This is a genomic window from Brevibacterium daeguense, assembly GCF_021729135.1.
Taxonomy (GTDB): Bacteria; Actinomycetota; Actinomycetes; order Actinomycetales; family Brevibacteriaceae; genus Brevibacterium; species Brevibacterium daeguense.
On sequence record NZ_JAJTWW010000004.1, the window covers coordinates 167,551 to 182,576 of the forward strand.

The window sequence follows — 15,026 nt, forward strand, 5'->3', positions numbered from 1 at the left end:
TGCCATCGCGCCCGGCACTTGCCATCACGCCCGGTGCTGCCCTCACGTCTCGCCGACCGGCCAGGTATGGACGGGCTTCTCGGTGCGCTGGTGGGTCGTGTACAGCTCCACGAGGCGGGCCAGCGCCGCGCGCCGCTCCGGCGAATCCGGGTGGGTGACGCGGGGCCGCAGCGCATTGAGCGTCCGCAGCTGCCAGGTTGCGCCGTTCTGCCTCGTGCGGGCCCGCTCCTCGATGATGCCGATGTAGAGGTCGATCGCGTCGGCGTCGGCGTCGAGCGCCTGCAGCCCGCGCCGCGCCCGCGGGGCCAGCACCTCGCGCACGAGTTCGGAGATGTCGACGCGCCCGACCTTCGGCCAGACCTGTCGGGAGTACAGCCCGGAGCGCGCCGCGGAGTAGAAGTTCGCCTCCGCCTCCTTGAAGGACAGCCGCGACCACACCGGCCGGTTCTCCGCGGTCAGGAACTTCACGAGCCCGAAGTAGAACGCCGCGTCCGCGACCATGTCGACGACGGTGGGGCCGGCGGGCAGCAGGCGGTTCTCCACCCGCAGGTGGGCGAACTCGCTGGGCGCGTAGATCGGCCGGTTCCAGCGCCAGACCGTGCCGTTGTGGAGGTTGAGGGCGTGCAGGGTGGGTGCGGAGCCCTGCATCACGGGCGCTCCGGCTTCTTCCCGGGATTCCGGCAGCATCGGCGGGAAGTAGCGCACGTTCTCCTCGAACAGGTCGAACACGCTGGTGATCCACCGCTCGCCGAACCACACCCGGGGCCGCACTCCCTGCGTCACCAGTTCGGGGGTCCGGGTGTCGATCGCCTGGGTGAACACCGGGATCCGGTTCTCGTGCCACAGCTTGTGGCCCAGGAACAGCGGGGAGTTCGCACTCAGGGCCACCTGCGCGCCGGCGATCGCCTGCGAGGCGTTCCATGCATCGGCGAAGCGATTGGGCGCGACCTGCAGGTGCAGCTGCATGGAGGTGCAGCTGGATTCGGGAGCGATGTCCGCGAAGTCGTGCTCGTAGTGCTCACGGTCGGAGATCTCGATGCGGACGAGCTCGCCGCGCATGTCGAGCACAGCGTTGTTCAGCGCCCGGTAGCGGTTCTCATCGGTCATCCACGCCGGGTCCTCGAGGAATTCGGTGGTCAGCGTGGGCAGGGTGCCGATCATCCCGATCTCCGCCCCGGCCGCCCGCGCGCCGGCGTGAGCCGCGGCCAGGCGTGCCTGCAGCCCGGCGTGGAGCTCCCGCAGGCCCGTTCCGGAGACGCTGAGCACCGGGTGGTTGAGCTCGATGTTGTACGAGCCGATCTCCGTCTGGAACTCCGGGTCGTCGATCGCCTCGAGCACCTCGGTGTTGACCCGGGTCGGCTGCATCTGGTCGTCGATGAGGTTGAGCTCGAGCTCCATGCCGATCGTGCCCTGGTCGACGAACGACGCCTCCTGGAGATAGCTGTCGAACGTCTCCAGGTCATCGTTGAGGAGTTCGCGGTAGCGCGTGCGCTGCTGCGGTGTGTATCGCTGCCTGGAGACCTTCTCACCCATGGGACAAGACAACCACAGTTGTCCCGGAGCGACCATACATCCGCGCGGCCGCCGAATCCGCCTGGTCTAGGATGGATCCGGCTCATCCGTCATGCCCAAGGAGAACCCGTGCCCGGCCCCACGACCCTCGACCACGCCGCGCTGGTGCGTGCGGCGCAGGACGCCCTGCCTGCCATGCTGACCGACATCGAGCGGGTGATCTCGATCGAGACGCCCAGCGATGACCGGGAGGCTGTCGCCCGAGGTGCCGCGGACTTCGCGGCCCTGCTCGAGGAGCGCCTCGGCGCAGCTCCGGAGACGCTGGTGATCGACGGGGTCACCCACCTGCGGCTGCGCTTCGGCACCGGTCCGGCGAGGGTCGTGCTCATCAACCATCAGGACACCGTCTGGCCGCACGGCACACTGGACCGGCTGCCGTACTCGGTCTCCGAGGGCGTCCTGCGCGGACCGGGCAGCTTCGACATGCTCACCGGGGCCATCATGAGCGTGTGGGCCACCAAGATGCTCATCGAATCCGCCGGACCCGAGGCGATCGATGGCCTGAGCATCCTCGTCACCGGAGATGAGGAGGTCGGCTCCACCACGTCGTCGGAGCTGATCCGCGCCGAGGCGCGCGAGGCGCGTGCGGCGTACGTTATGGAGGCGTCGGCCGGCGGCGCGCTCAAGCTGTCGCGCAAGGGCACCTCGATGTACACGGTCGTCATCCATGGCAGGGCCGCGCACGCCGGGCTCGAACCGGAGAAGGGGATCCACGCCGGCCTCGAACTCGCCCACCAGATGCAAGCGGTCGCGGCGCTGTCCGACCCGGAGCTGCAGACAACGGTCACTCCCACCGTGTTCTCGGGCGGCACCACCACGAACACCGTGCCGGCGCGGGCCCAGTTCGACGTCGACGTGCGGGCGCTGACCGCTGCCGAACAGCGGCGGGTCCACGACGCCATCTGCTCGCTGACTCCGCACATCGAGGGCACGCGGATCGAGGTGCTCGGTGGGATCAACCGGCCGCCCTTCGAACCCGAGATCTCCGCTGGACTGTTCGCGCGAGCCGTCGAGCTCGCCGCGCAGCTGGGCATCGAGGCGCCGCGCGGCGCCGCTGTCGGGGGCGCCTCGGACGGGAACTTCACCGCCGGCGACGGCATCCCGACCCTCGACGGCCTGGGCGCGGTGGGCGATGGAGCGCACGCCGAGCACGAGCACGCCCTCATCGAGTACATCCCGCCGCGCACCGCGCTGCTCGCCGCCCTCATCGCCGACCAGCTGGCCTGAGCCGGGGCCGGCTGGACCTGTCGGCTGAGGCGCGGCTGCCTCCGCCGCCGCACCGAGCCGGTGCCGGCCTCAATCGGTGACGGGGGCGAACTCCGCGAGGTCCTCCGGAGAGCGGGTGGTGAATAGCCAATCGCGGTGCCTGGGGTCCGGCGTGATTCGCGCACGCAGCTCCAGCACGTCGTCGCACACCAGATAGTACGAGTAGCCGTGGGGAGCCAGCAGCACCTCGAGCTCGCGGGGTTCGGCGTGCTCGACCAGCACCTCGCACAGAATGTCCGGAGTGAAGCGGGCGAGGAACTCCTGACCGTGAGCGAACACAGTGTTCTCGGTTCCCTCGACGTCGACCTTCATGGCGACGATCGGGCTCTGCACGCCTGCTTCCGCCTCGGTGCTCGGTTCGTGCTCGGCCCCCGTGGCCGCCTCGGAGTCGTCGCCGCTCTCGGCCCCCGTGGCCGCCGCGGAGACGTCGCCGCTCTCGGCCCCACCCGCCACGTCCGCGATGAGCGAGTCGAGGGAGACGAACTCCACCTCGACGCCGGCGCTGAAAGACAGCCGCGCGGAGTAGAAGGACGGCAGCGCCGAGCCGCCCTCCCCCGACGGCACCGTCATCCTCTCGCCCGGACGGCCGACCCCGGCGCGGTGGACCGTGGCTCGGTCGGTGACGCCGTTGCGCTCCAGATTGCGCACCAGCCCTTCCGCGACGGCAGGCACCATCTCGAAGGCGTGGGCGTGAAGCCGCGGATTCGCCGTCAGCGCGGCGAGGGTGAACACTCCCGTGTAGGCGCCGACATCGAGGAACACGTCGGCATCCCGTGACAGCCGCGCCATCACGTCGAGCGCGAGCGCATCACCGGACACCGGGCGTCGCCCCCTGCCCCAGTACATCTCCTTGGCGATCTCGCAGCGGGCCGGGTCCAGCAGGACGAAGCGCTCGCCGTCGACCTCGGCGACGACTTCAGCGAGACCGGCCGGGGCCGGCAGTCTCCTGATCGACAGCCCGGGCAGCAGCCGCTGCGACGCTTGCAGGACCGGATGGATCCCGGAGCCGGCCAATGCGGTCTTGATCCCCGGTTTGAGTCCGAACCAGGATTGCCTGCGTCCCCGCGGTGACGCCCGAAAGTCCTGCTCTGCCATCGCCATGCTTTCCGTGTCGACACGCTTCTCCGCTCATCCTAAGCACACCCGGACACCGGTGCCCTCAGATCTCATCCCCCTGGCCCTCCCCCCGCGTCCGCCCGAGGCACCGGCCACTCTCCGATCTCACCGCCCTTCGCCCTCCCGAGCACCCCGAGGCGCCCGGCACCCCTTGCTATGGTGTGGCCAGTTCCGCCCAATCGCTCCCGGCCCCGAGGAAGTGTCCCGTGAAGCTGCGCGCCCTCACGCTCCACCGTGTCTCGATTCCGCTCGTCAGCCCCTTCATCACCTCGTTCGCGCGGCAGACCGAGAAGGACTGCTACCTCGTCGAGGCCGGCTTCGACACCGAGTCGGGGCAGGTCACCGGGTGGGGCGAGTCGGTGGCGATGACGGCGCCGCTGTACTCGGAGGAGTACGTGTCGGGCGGCATGGCCGTGACGCGGGACTGGCTGGCCCCGATCCTGTTCGATGTCGAGGAGCTGCGCGCGGAGACGGTCGGCTGGCATCTGCGCCACGTCATCGGCCACCGGATGTCGAAGGCGGCGCTGGAGATGGCCGTCCTCGAGGCGCAGCTGAAGTCCCAGCGGCTGTCCTTCAAGGACTACCTGGGCGGAGTGGCGGACACGATCCCCTCGGGCGTCTCGGTCGGGATCCAGGATTCGGTCGCGGACACGGTGCGCGTCATCGGCGGATACCTGGCGGAGGGGTACGCCCGCATCAAGCTCAAGATCCGACCCGGCGCGGACATCGAACCGGTCGCCGCCGTGCGCCGCGAGTTCGGCGACATCCTGTTCCAGGTCGACGCGAACGCCGCCTACACCCTCGCCGACTCCGCCCACCTGAAGAAGCTCGACGCATTCGGGCTGCTGCTCATCGAGCAGCCCCTGGGCGAGGCGGACATCCGCCAGCACGCCGAGCTCGCCCGGGTGATGTCCACGCCGATGTGCCTGGACGAGTCGATCGTCTCAGCGGAAGCCGCCGCGGATGCGATCGCGCTCGGGGCGGCCGCCGTCATCAACATCAAGCCCGGCCGCGTGGGCGGCTATCTGGAAGCGAGGCGGATCCACGACCTGGCGCGCGCCCACGGGATGGCGGTCTGGCACGGTGGAATGGTGGAGACGGGCCTGGGCCGAGCCGCCAACGCCGCAATGGCCTCCCTGCCCGGCTTCGTCCTGCCGGGTGACGTCTCCGGCTCGAACCGGTTCTTCCACGAGGACATCACCGAGGAGATCGTCATGCACGACGGAGTCGTCGATGTGCCGAGGGGACCCGGCTTCGGCGTGACCGTCGATAAGGGCAAGCTCGCGAAGTTCACCACCGAGATCCTGGAGATCGTCCCCGCGAGCGCGTGATCCGGCCCGGGCCGGCGGAAGGCGCGGCGGGAGGTCCATCCCTGCCCGCTGCGTCAGCCGATGTTCTGGGCCACCATCGTCTGCAGGCCGTAGCCGATCCCGCCCTTCGCATCGGCGAGCTCGGTGTGGACCAGGCCGCCTTCGCCCGGGGTGACGATCGACTGCGAGTTCATGCGCACCCACTCCCCCGTCGGCTCCCGGTCCAGGACGACATGGAGATCGCAGTTGATGAGGCGGTGCGAGAGCGGGTCGACGGGCAGGCTGATCCCGCCCCCGGAGTCGGCCAGCACGAGCGTCCGCTGCCATCCCGTCGGTTCCTCCCCCTCGACCAGCTGATTGAGCTGCCGCCCCCACGCCACTGCCGGAGCTCGGGTTCCCGCACCGCCTTCGAGGAAGCGCCATTCGATTGCCGAGCCGTACCCACCCGTATGTGCACCCGGGATCGTCGACAGCTTCTCCTCAGCGGGCGGGACATCGTCGGGCAGCAGCCGCGGGTCTTCGGGATCGCGTCGGCCGGGCACCTCGGGATAGCTGTCGGGCGCGGCCAGGATGCGCCAGGCGCGGGCCACGAGGGCGGGCCGTCCGTTCGCCGAGGCGCTCGCCGACACCAGCTCCATCGACCGTCCCCCGCGGATCACCTCGACCGAGATCTCCAGCGGAACGACCGGCACCGGGCCGAGGATGTCGACCCGCACATCGGCCAGCCGCTGGCCCTCTCGCGGGTCAACCGCCGCCATCTGCCGAGCGAGCAGCGCCGAGGGCGGTCCGGCATGCTGGTGCTCGGGACTCCACGGGCCGGCCGTCATCGGCGTCGACTCGAACCGGTTGTCATCGATCTGACGGTAGAAGGCCTCCATCGGCACAAGCTCCTTCGCTCGGGGGACTGCCAGGTTCCACCGCCGACCCTAGCAGTGGACGGCTGGGCCTACGCGGAGCGCAGCTGCGGCAGGAACTCCTCGGGCAGCTTCTCGACGGGGACGATCACCATGTCCTGCACCTTCCAGTCGAGGTCGACGCACGCCTCGCGCGCCTCGGCGAGCTGATCGAGAGTCGGCATCCGGCCGTTCCGGGGAACGACGAAGGCCTCGATGTGGAAGACGTGGCCTTCGTCCCTGATCCGGCACTCCGCATCCTCGACCCAGTCGATGCCGGTCAGCAGCTCGTCGACCTCGTCGATGAGCGGGTGCGGCTCCTTCGCGTCGAAGGTGGTGGCGCGCCTGTCCATGAGATCGGCGACTGCCGAGCGGAGGTTCTTCCAGCCGTCGGAGATGATGCTGAAGGAGATCAGGATCGCAGCCGCGGAGTCCGCCCACCACAGCCCGATGCCGATGCCGAACACTCCGACCGCCGTGGTGAGCGCGGTCATCCAGTCGGCCTTGTTCATATCGGCGTCGGCGTAGAGCACCTTGTTGTGCAGGACGGGCGCGAGCTTGAGCTTCATGCGCCCGAGGATCATCGGCGGGATCGCCGTCAGCAGCACGGTCGGGATCATCAGCCAGCCCAGCCACACGGTCGTCCCGAAGATCTCGATCAATCCGATCGGCGGGTGCTCGGCGGTGAGCAGCCCCAGCGCGGAATCGATCAGCAGGTACCCGCCCATGCCCAGCAGCGTCGTCGCCGCCACCAGATGGGCGACCCCAACAGAGCGGTGGAAGCCGTACGGGTGGGCTTCGGTCGGGCGACGCCGAGCGATCCGGACTGCGATGAGGAAGGCGATCGGCGGCAGGAAGGACAGCGCGTCCTCGATCCAGGCCGCCTTCATCGCTTGAGAGTTGCCCGCGACCAGGATCATCGCGACCACTGTGACCACGCGGATGACCAGGTCGATCCACTCCAGGCGGATCGCACGCCTGAGCGCCTTCGCGGGTTTTTCCGGCAGTTCGGTGTGGCCGAAGCGATAGCGTTCGGCGCCTGCGCGCGAGGACCCGTTCACAGTCGCACGTCCTGGTCGAGGAGGAACTGCTCGAGGGTGGTCGTGAATTCGTTCTCACCCATCACGGTTGCCATCACGTGCTTGGCGGTGGAGCCGTCCAGGCCCTTCGTCTCCACGTAGGGCGTGGTCAGCGCCGCATGCGACGTCCATGGCGAGGAGTCGGTGAAGCCCCCGACGATCATGTCGAGTTGGTCCTCCTGGAGCTGCATCATCAGCTGCTCCTCGCCGCCCGGAGTCCACGCGACCTCGGCATCGATCGCTCCGGCGAACTCCTCCACGAGGTCCACCTCGATGCCGGACGGGGCCTCGGACCCCGTGATGTCGGTCCACGGGGGCTGGTGCGAGATTCCCACCCGCAGCTCCCCGCCGCTGACCCGCTCAAGCGTGCCCTGCGGATCCGCCGGAATGCTGACCCCGCACCCGGTCAGCAGGAGGAGCACGACCGCCGCACCACCCCGTCTGATCCCTGCCCAACGCGACGCCACAGCAGCTCCCTCCGACCGCATCGTGCCGGTGTCGGCTGTCCTGCCGCACCTCCGCCTGGTGTCATCAAGATAGCCTGCCCCGCCTTGATCCGGGGGCATCATCCGAGGCGCCGCAGAGGCCCGCGAGATGTTCCCTGCGTGCATGGCCGGCGCGCTCGAGCTGGAACGTCGAGTGCGTGATGGCGGGCTCGAAGTGCTCACCGACGCATGCCTGCAGGTCCTGGAGGATCTCCGGCGCGCACTCGTCGCGGAAGCACTCGTCCTCCAGCACGACGTGCGCGGTGAGCACCGGCATCTTCGAGTCGATGAGGGAGATGTGCAGATCGTGCACTCCCAGCACGTGCGGCCGGCTGAGGATGTGCCGGCGGACTTCTCCGACATCGATCTGCGGCGGCGTGCCCTCGAGCAGGATGTGGAGCACCTCGCGCAGGATGAAGAACGCTCGCGGGATGATGATCACGGCGATCAGGATGCCGGCGACGGCGTCCGCCCGGGTCCAGCCGGTCGTCCAGATGACTGCCGCCGCGGCGATGACCGCGACCGAGCCCAGCGCGTCCGCCGCGACTTCGAGGAACGCGGCCCGCATGTTCAGACCCTGGTGCCGACCGCCGTGGAGCACGAGGAGTCCGATGACGTTCGCCGCCAGACCGACCACGCCGAACGCGAGCAGTTCGGGGCCGGGCACCTCGGGCGGGTCCGCGAGTCGGCTGATGCCCTCCCCGACGGCATACAGGCCCACGACCGTGAGCAGAGTGGCCTGCGCGCCGGCCGCGAGCACCTCGGCGCGACGCAGACCCCAGGTCCGCCGACCGGTGGCCGGCCGCAGCATCAGCCCTGCGGCGAAGAAGGCCATTCCCAGACCGAGCACGTCGACGAGCATGTGACCGGCGTCGGTGAGCAGCGCCAGGGAGCCGGTGACGACTGCGCCGAGCACCTCGGCGAGGAAGACGACAGCGGTCAGTCCGAGGACGACCCCCAACCGCCGGCGCGACTGGCCCTCACCGTGGCTGTGGCCCGCTCCCATCCGACCCTCCTGACCCTGCTGGCTGAGGCATCCATTTTACATCAGTGATCACTAATATGTAAGGAGAGGTGCCGGACTGACGCGGGCGAGAGGCCGCGCCTGTGTGCGACGGACACCGCGCCTGTGTGCGACATAGAACTCAGCGTGCGACCTCGAAAGGTCGCACGCTGTGCCAATGCGTCGCACAGTGCCGATAGGGCCGGGTGGCCGCTCGAACCCCGACCCGGGCTGGCCCCGTCTCTCAGGACCGGCCGCCGGTGCCGCCCTCCCCTTCGGGATCGTCGGAGTCCCCGCGGTTCGAGCCGTCGGAGGAGCCGCCCGGGGAGCCCCCGGCGTCGTCGACGTCCCCGTCGAGCGTCGGCCCGGACTTCCGACGGCGGGATTTCAGCGCCTCCTCGATGAGGGCGTTGACGTCGATGCCGGTCGAGCGCTTCACGTCCTCGCCGAATGCGCTCAGACCCGCAGCGAACTCCTGGCCGTCACGTGCACCGCCGGTCGGATCCACCGGCCCCCTGTCGTCGCCGGCACCGCGGGCACTGTCACTGCGGGCGCCGTCACCGCGGGCGCCGTCATCGCCCCGGGCACGGTTGTCTGCCCGGTTGCCCGAGGTGTACTTCTCGACGATGTCGGAGATCGCGCTGGCCGCCTCCGAGGCCGACTTCGAGGCGCCGGCCGGCCCGAAGCCCTCGGGCCTGCCGGATGCGCGCTTGACCATGTCGGCCAGATCGACCCCGGTGGTGCCGCGCAGCACTTCGAGCACCGATGCCAGGTTGGCCGACATGCTCTGCGCGAGCTTCGACTCCCCGTCGGTCGAGACGATCGACAGGTCCTTGATGTTGGCGTACGGCTCCACGAGCTTGCCCGCCAGGCTCGGCAGGGTCTGCAGGACCTGGCTGAGGACGGCGGCATCGTTGAAGTGGCGGTAGGCCTGCGCCCGCTTCTCCAGGGCTGCGGCCTCGGCGGCACCCCTGGCGCGCAGCGCCTCGGCCTCGGCGTCGCCCCTGGCCCGGATCGAGGATGCCTCGGCATCACCTTCGAGGCGCACCGCCTCGGCGTCCTTCGAACGGCGGGCGAACTCGGCGGCGGCGTCGGCCTCACCGCGAGCCCGGGTGGCCGCGGCCTCGGCCTCACCGGCCAGCCGCACTGCCTCCGCCTCCTTGGAGCGCTTTGCGAGCTCGGCGGCGGCCTGCGCCTCGCCCTCGAGCCTGACGGCCTCGGCCTCCTTCTCGCGGCGGTGCAGCTCGGCCGCGGCCTGCGCGCGTCCGCGGGAGTCGATCTCGTAGGCGTTCGCATCGGCTTCGGCCTGGCGGCGGTACTTCTCCGCATCGGCGGGTCGCTTGACCTCGGCCTCCAGCTGCTCGGCGCGCAGCTCCGCCTGCTCCTTGGCGACGACGCGCTCCTTCTCCAGGAGCTTCTGGTTCTCCTCTGCGGCGGACAGCGGGCCGGCGTTGTCGGCACGCGCCTGCCGAATATCCGCTTCCTCCTTGAGCTCGGCCCGGCGGATCGCGAGCTGCTGCTGCTGCTCGGCGATCGCCTGGTCGGTCAGCGCCTGCTGCCGCTGGGTCTCCTCGTTCTGCAGCGCCTGCACGACGGAGGCCTCGCGGTGGGCGTTCGCCTCGGCGATGGCGGCGTTCTTGGCGACCTGAGCGGCCTGCGGCCGGCCCCAGTCGGCGAGGTAGGAGCCCTCGTCCTCGACTGCCGAGATCTGGAAGGTGTCGATGACCAGACCCTGGTTGTTCATCGAGTGCTCGGCCTCGGCCTGCACCTGCGACGCGAAGGAGGCGCGGTCCTGGATGATCTGCTCGACGGTCAGCGTGCCGACAACAGCGCGCAGGGTGCCGGAGAGGATCTCCTGGCTGTACTGGTCGATCTGCTGCTGCTGATCGAGGAAGCGCTGGGCGGCCTTGCGCACATCGTCGATGTTGCCGCCGACCTTGACCTGGGCCACGCCGCGCAGCCGCAGCGCGATGCCGTTCATGGAGATGCCGTCGATCTCGACCTGGATCTGACGCGAGGACAGCGACAGGATGAAGGCCTTCTGCACGATCGGGTAGACGACCGCGCGACCGCCGATGACGACCCGGCCGCCGTGGGCGACGTCCTCGCCGGAGGCGCCCTTGCCGGTGATGATCAGAGCTTCCGACGGCGAAGCGATCTTGTAGGAGCGGAGGAGGACGAAGATGCCGACGAGGACCACGATCACAATGACCGCGATGATCACCAGCAGCAGGAGGTCCGGCATGGTGGGCCTTTCACAGGGAGCGGGGGAATGTGCAGCACTCCGACAGTACTATCGAAGGCCCGCCGCCGGGATGGGGAAAGCCCCCGAGGTGTGCCGGTTCAGGCACACGACGACCGGGTGTGCCGGCTTCGCCACACGACGACTGGTGTGCCGGCTTCGCCACCGGCGCCCGTTCCTCAGCCCGATCCGGTCGCGGTCACCCGGGTCCTGGCCCGAGGCGCCCTCAGCCTCCTCAGACCGGGGGTCCGAGGAGGAGCAGGACGGTGAAGACGATCGCCACTGCCGCGAGCCCGACGACCACCGCGGCTGCGGGGTGGCTGATCGCCCAGGCGCACAGGCGCTCGAACCAGTTGCGCGGCGCCCGGCCGCCGCGACCCAGCTGCCAGTCCCCCTCCAGCAGGCCCTGCCGCCGGGTGCTGATCTCGAAGGGGATGGTCGCGTAGGGCACGACGGCGCACAGGAGCCCCACGACCGTCAGGCCCAGGGGCCAGCGCTGCGAGGTGCCCACCAGCACCGTGACGACGCAGTAGGTCAGGAAGACGAATCCGTGGATGCCACCGCCGATGCTGACGCCGACGTCGGTCGTGCGCGTGCCGTACTTGAGGATCATGCCGATGATCAGCAGCGTCCACGTGACGGCTTCGGCAAAGGCGAAGAGGGTGAAGAGCTTCTTGGGAGTCACCCGACAAGTATCGCCGACTCGTTCGCGACCCGATCACAGCGCACTCTGCGGTTGCTCGATCACAGTGCACTCTGATCTCCGATCACAGAAGCGCCGCACCGATTCCGACACAGCTCCCAAGATGAGTTGGGAGACTGCCATCATGCGCCCGACTCCTCGTGATCCCGCTCCCGAATCCGCCGCCCTCCACGAAGCGACGCGATCCCACTCCGACCCTGCGGCCGCCGACCTGCTCAGCACCGAGGACTTCGTCAGCCTTCCGCAGGCCCCACTGGCCGCGAGCGACGCCGGCCGGATCACCCGCGCCCACATGGGCTCGGTGGACCTGCTCCTGCTCGAATACCGAGGCGCCACCGCAGTGGTCTCCGAGTTCGGCGCCCAGGTGCTCGCCTATCGGCCCGCCGATGCCGCCCGCGAGGTCCTGTTCACCTCCTCGCAGGCCGCCTTCGACGCCACCACAGCGATCCGCGGTGGGGTGCCCGTGTGCTGGCCGTGGTTCGGACCCGCCGCCCAGCCGCAGCACGGTTGGGCGCGGATCAGCCGCTGGAGCGTCGAGACCGCCACCGTCACGGAGACCGCCGCCATCGTCACCCTGTCCCTCGATCATCGGGATGGCCGCGCCGATGTCACCGTCTGCCTGGACGACGGATTGGAGATCGAGCTGCGCCACGCCGCCACCCCGGATCTCGACTTCGCGCCGACGGCCGCACTGCACGCGTACTTCCGGGTCGGCGACTCCGCCCGGACGACCGTCACCGGCATCACCGAGGAGCCGCGCGACTTCCCGCCCGGAGGGATCGACCGGGTCTACAGCCTGAGCGGGTCCGCCACGGGCGACTCCGCGACGGGCGACTCCGCCACGGGCAACTCCGCCACGGGCGACTCCGGGACTGGCAGGTCCGCAGCCGAGAGCACTCTGCGCATCCACGATCCCGTCCTCGCGCGCACGATCCACCTGCGCACCAACGCCTCGGACGCCGTCGTCTGGAATCCCGCCCACGGCCTGGCCGACACCACCGCCGAGGCGCACCGCGGCTTCGTCTGCGTCGAGCCGGCGCGCATCAGCAGGCCGCTGTCGACCAGCGACGCGCTCCGGATGCGGCTGACGGTCGCCCAGAGCTGAAGGCTGGGGGCTGAAGGCTGGGGGCTGAAGGCAGACGACGTGCACGCGTCAATCAACCAGTTGCGCAAGTGTTGAAGGAAACCCCGATTCTTCCTAGACTTGTCGCGTGCCCGTTGAACGCAGACCCGCCCCGCCCGAACCCCACCCGCGACTGATCCGCAGGTGGCAACGGCATCTCGCCAACGAACGCCTCGAGGAGCGCGTCTACCGCGGCCTGGCCGAGCGCAAGTCCGGCGAGGAGCGCGAGATCCTGCTGCGACTGGTCGAGGCGGAGCACCGGCATCAGCAGCACTGGATCGACCTGCTCGGCGAGCACGCCGGAAGACGTCGCTTCCCCGACCTCGGCACGCTCATCCTCTCCGCTCTCGGGAGCCTGTTCGGGTCGGTCTTCATCCTCGCCCTGGCTCAGCAGTCGGAGACGAGCTCTCCCTATGACGAGGACTGGTACGCCACCGACGCGATGGCCGCGGACGAGAAGATCCACGCCGAGGTGGTGCGCGCCCTGGCCGCCCGCTCGCGAGCGCGCCTGTCGGGCAATTTCCGAGCCGCCGTGTTCGGCGCCAACGACGGGCTGGTGTCCAACCTCGCCCTCGTGCTCGGCGTCGGCGGTGCGGGGCTCCCCCCGGCGACGATCCTGCTCACCGGCATCTCCGGCCTGCTCGCCGGAGCGCTCTCGATGGGCGCCGGGGAGTACGTGTCGGTGCGCTCCCAGCGGGAGCTGCTCGACGCCTCGACCCCGAACCCGGAGACCCACTCGGTGATCGGCGCCCTCGACATCGATCAGAATGAGCTCGCCCTGGTGTACCGCGCCCGCGGCATGACCGCCGGGGAAGCCGAGGAGGCCGCGGCGAACGCCATCGATGCAGCAGGAGACCCGGGCTGGAGCAGCCGGGCCCCCTCGGCACTCCAGGCCCCCGAGCACGAGGAGCTCGGAACAGGGCTGGGAGCCGCAGCCTCCTCGTTCTGCTTCTTCGCCTCGGGCGCGGTGATCCCGATCGTGCCCTACATCTTCGGCATGACGGGCATCGCAGCAATCGTCACTGCGACGGTGCTGGTCGGACTCGCCCTGCTCGTGACCGGCGGCATCACCGGCGTGCTCTCGGGACGGGCGCCGCTGCCGCGGGCACTGCGCCAGCTGGCGATCGGATACGGGGCGGCCGCGGTGACCTTCGTGCTCGGCCTGGCCTTCGGCTCGGTCGCGGCCTGACCTCCCGTCCCGAGGCGCGCTTCACCTCGGCGTGTCGGCCGGCAGTCCCGCGCTGGGTTGTGTAACCTTTTGGTCCGCGCGGCAGCCCACTGCCTGCGCCGCCGTCTATCATGACGGCCATGACGTCAAACACTGCCTCGGAGAGCCTTGCCCTCATCGACCCCTCGGCCGGGACCTTCTCGCTGGTCGACCCCACCGCCGCTCACCTGCGAGTGGACGATCTGGCTCCGCATCGCGGCGACGGGATCTTCGAAACCGTCCTCGTCACCGTGCACGACGGCGGCGGCCACGTGCACGCGCGCGGGCCCCATTTCTCCCGCTTCCGATCCTCGGCACAGATGCTGGAGCTGCCGGAGCCGGATGAGCGGCTCTGGCACGAGGCGCTCGACGCGGTGATCGCCGAGCACGTCAGCCGCCACCCGGATATCGAGGCCTTCTCGGTCCGCTACACGATGTCCCGCGGCGTCGATCATCCGAGCGGCTGGGCGCTGTCGATTCCGCTCGATCCCGCTTTCGCCCGGCAGCGGCGCGAGGGCATCGCCGCCATCACCCTCGACCGCGGATACGTGGCCTACTTCGGGCAGAACGCGCCATGGATGCTGGTGGGCGCCAAGACCCTGTCCTACGCCGCGAATCAGGCAGCGGGCCGGTGGGCGGCCGCGCAGGGCGCGGACGAAGTCCTCTACGTCTCCCACGACGGCTTCGTCCTCGAGGGACCGACCTCGAACGTCATCGTGCAGCGCGGCAACCGCCTGCTGACTCCGGATCCGAAGGCGGGACTGCTTCACGGCACCACGCAGCAGACGGTCTTCGCCCGCGCGGCGGCAGCGGGTTTCGAGTGCACCTACGCGGATCTGCGCGTCGAGGACCTGACGGCGGGCGACGGCGTGTGGCTGACGTCCTCGGCTCGCCTGTGCGTTCCGATCCGGACGCTCGACGGGGTGGAGCTGGCGCGCAACGACGAGCTCGGCACGCGGATGACCGACTGGGTGCTGCAGATCGACGCCGATTCGACTCAGAAGGTCTAGGCTGGCCCCGAGACACA

The 15,026-nt window shown here is 69.9% G+C and carries 13 protein-coding genes; 5 read left to right on the top strand and 8 right to left on the bottom strand.

Going from position 1 to position 15,026, the window contains the following annotated elements; translation table 11 throughout:
* Positions 1 to 42: 42 nt before the first annotated feature.
* Positions 43 to 1,533, bottom strand: a complete 1,491-nt coding sequence (locus tag LXN01_RS05600) for a glutamate-cysteine ligase family protein (protein WP_236863595.1) — start codon at positions 1,531 to 1,533, stop codon at positions 43 to 45.
* Positions 1,534 to 1,641: 108 nt separating this feature from the next.
* Here LXN01_RS05600 and LXN01_RS05605 point away from each other — a divergent pair, with 108 nt between their 5' ends.
* On the top strand, positions 1,642 to 2,799 hold the full coding sequence (locus tag LXN01_RS05605) for a M20 family metallopeptidase (protein WP_336885233.1): 1,158 nt from the start codon (positions 1,642 to 1,644) through the stop codon (positions 2,797 to 2,799).
* Between the two features lie 69 nt (positions 2,800 to 2,868).
* On the opposite strand, the gene LXN01_RS05610 is transcribed toward LXN01_RS05605, so the two are convergent.
* A complete protein-coding gene (locus LXN01_RS05610) occupies positions 2,869 to 3,939 on the bottom strand; it encodes an FkbM family methyltransferase (RefSeq protein WP_236863597.1) in 1,071 nt (356 codons plus the stop codon).
* A gap of 221 nt (positions 3,940 to 4,160) precedes the next feature.
* Between LXN01_RS05610 and menC the strand changes: the two genes are divergently transcribed.
* On the top strand, positions 4,161 to 5,285 hold the full coding sequence (gene menC / locus LXN01_RS05615; RefSeq protein ID WP_236863599.1) for an o-succinylbenzoate synthase: 1,125 nt from the start codon (positions 4,161 to 4,163) through the stop codon (positions 5,283 to 5,285).
* A 53-nt stretch (positions 5,286 to 5,338) separates the two neighbouring features.
* On the opposite strand, the gene LXN01_RS05620 is transcribed toward menC, so the two are convergent.
* The 6 genes from LXN01_RS05620 to LXN01_RS05645 form a co-directional block, all read right to left on the bottom strand.
* Entirely contained in the window at positions 5,339 to 6,142 is an 804-nt protein-coding gene (locus tag LXN01_RS05620; RefSeq protein WP_236863601.1) for a thioesterase family protein, read from the bottom strand.
* A gap of 68 nt (positions 6,143 to 6,210) precedes the next feature.
* A complete protein-coding gene (locus LXN01_RS05625; protein ID WP_236863603.1) occupies positions 6,211 to 7,218 on the bottom strand; it encodes a cation diffusion facilitator family transporter in 1,008 nt (335 codons plus the stop codon).
* Positions 7,215 to 7,703, bottom strand: coding sequence for a transporter substrate-binding domain-containing protein (locus LXN01_RS05630; RefSeq protein ID WP_236863604.1), 489 nt, complete (start codon positions 7,701 to 7,703; stop codon positions 7,215 to 7,217). Before LXN01_RS05630 ends, LXN01_RS05625 begins: the two co-directional genes overlap by 4 nt.
* A 64-nt stretch (positions 7,704 to 7,767) precedes the next feature.
* Positions 7,768 to 8,727: a cation diffusion facilitator family transporter gene (locus LXN01_RS05635; protein ID WP_236863606.1), complete on the bottom strand. Its 960-nt coding sequence runs from the start codon at positions 8,725 to 8,727 to the stop codon at positions 7,768 to 7,770.
* A gap of 241 nt (positions 8,728 to 8,968) precedes the next feature.
* The gene (locus LXN01_RS05640) at positions 8,969 to 10,969 is read right to left on the bottom strand and encodes a flotillin family protein (RefSeq protein ID WP_236863607.1); all 2,001 of its coding nucleotides are present in this window, start codon (positions 10,967 to 10,969) and stop codon (positions 8,969 to 8,971) included.
* Positions 10,970 to 11,201: 232 nt separating this feature from the next.
* A complete protein-coding gene (locus tag LXN01_RS05645) occupies positions 11,202 to 11,651 on the bottom strand; it encodes a DUF3817 domain-containing protein (RefSeq protein ID WP_236863609.1) in 450 nt (149 codons plus the stop codon).
* Between the two features lie 142 nt (positions 11,652 to 11,793).
* On the opposite strand from LXN01_RS05645, the gene LXN01_RS05650 reads away from it, so the two are divergent.
* From LXN01_RS05650 to LXN01_RS05660, 3 genes are all read left to right on the top strand, one after another.
* On the top strand, positions 11,794 to 12,774 hold the full coding sequence (locus tag LXN01_RS05650; RefSeq protein ID WP_236863610.1) for an aldose epimerase family protein: 981 nt from the start codon (positions 11,794 to 11,796) through the stop codon (positions 12,772 to 12,774).
* 106 nt (positions 12,775 to 12,880) lie between these two features.
* Positions 12,881 to 13,981: a VIT1/CCC1 transporter family protein gene (locus LXN01_RS05655; RefSeq protein ID WP_236863611.1), complete on the top strand. Its 1,101-nt coding sequence runs from the start codon at positions 12,881 to 12,883 to the stop codon at positions 13,979 to 13,981.
* 119 nt (positions 13,982 to 14,100) lie between these two features.
* Positions 14,101 to 15,009, top strand: a complete 909-nt coding sequence (locus tag LXN01_RS05660) for an aminodeoxychorismate lyase (RefSeq protein WP_236863612.1) — start codon at positions 14,101 to 14,103, stop codon at positions 15,007 to 15,009.
* Positions 15,010 to 15,026: the final 17 nt, after the last annotated feature.

What these genes read in the sequence shown, in the direction of transcription:
- LXN01_RS05650 (WP_236863610.1), top strand. Translation starts at nt 11,794, where the DNA reads ATGCGCCCGACTCCTCGTGATCCCGCTCCCGAATCCGCCGCCCTCCAC.
- LXN01_RS05660 (WP_236863612.1), top strand. Translation starts at nt 14,101, where the DNA reads ATGACGTCAAACACTGCCTCGGAGAGCCTTGCCCTCATCGACCCCTCG.
- LXN01_RS05610 (WP_236863597.1), bottom strand. Translation starts at nt 3,939, where the DNA reads ATGGCGATGGCAGAGCAGGACTTTCGGGCGTCACCGCGGGGACGCAGG.
- LXN01_RS05635 (WP_236863606.1), bottom strand. Translation starts at nt 8,727, where the DNA reads ATGGGAGCGGGCCACAGCCACGGTGAGGGCCAGTCGCGCCGGCGGTTG.
- LXN01_RS05600 (WP_236863595.1), bottom strand. Translation starts at nt 1,533, where the DNA reads ATGGGTGAGAAGGTCTCCAGGCAGCGATACACACCGCAGCAGCGCACG.
- LXN01_RS05640 (WP_236863607.1), bottom strand. Translation starts at nt 10,969, where the DNA reads ATGCCGGACCTCCTGCTGCTGGTGATCATCGCGGTCATTGTGATCGTG.
- LXN01_RS05620 (WP_236863601.1), bottom strand. Translation starts at nt 6,142, where the DNA reads ATGGAGGCCTTCTACCGTCAGATCGATGACAACCGGTTCGAGTCGACG.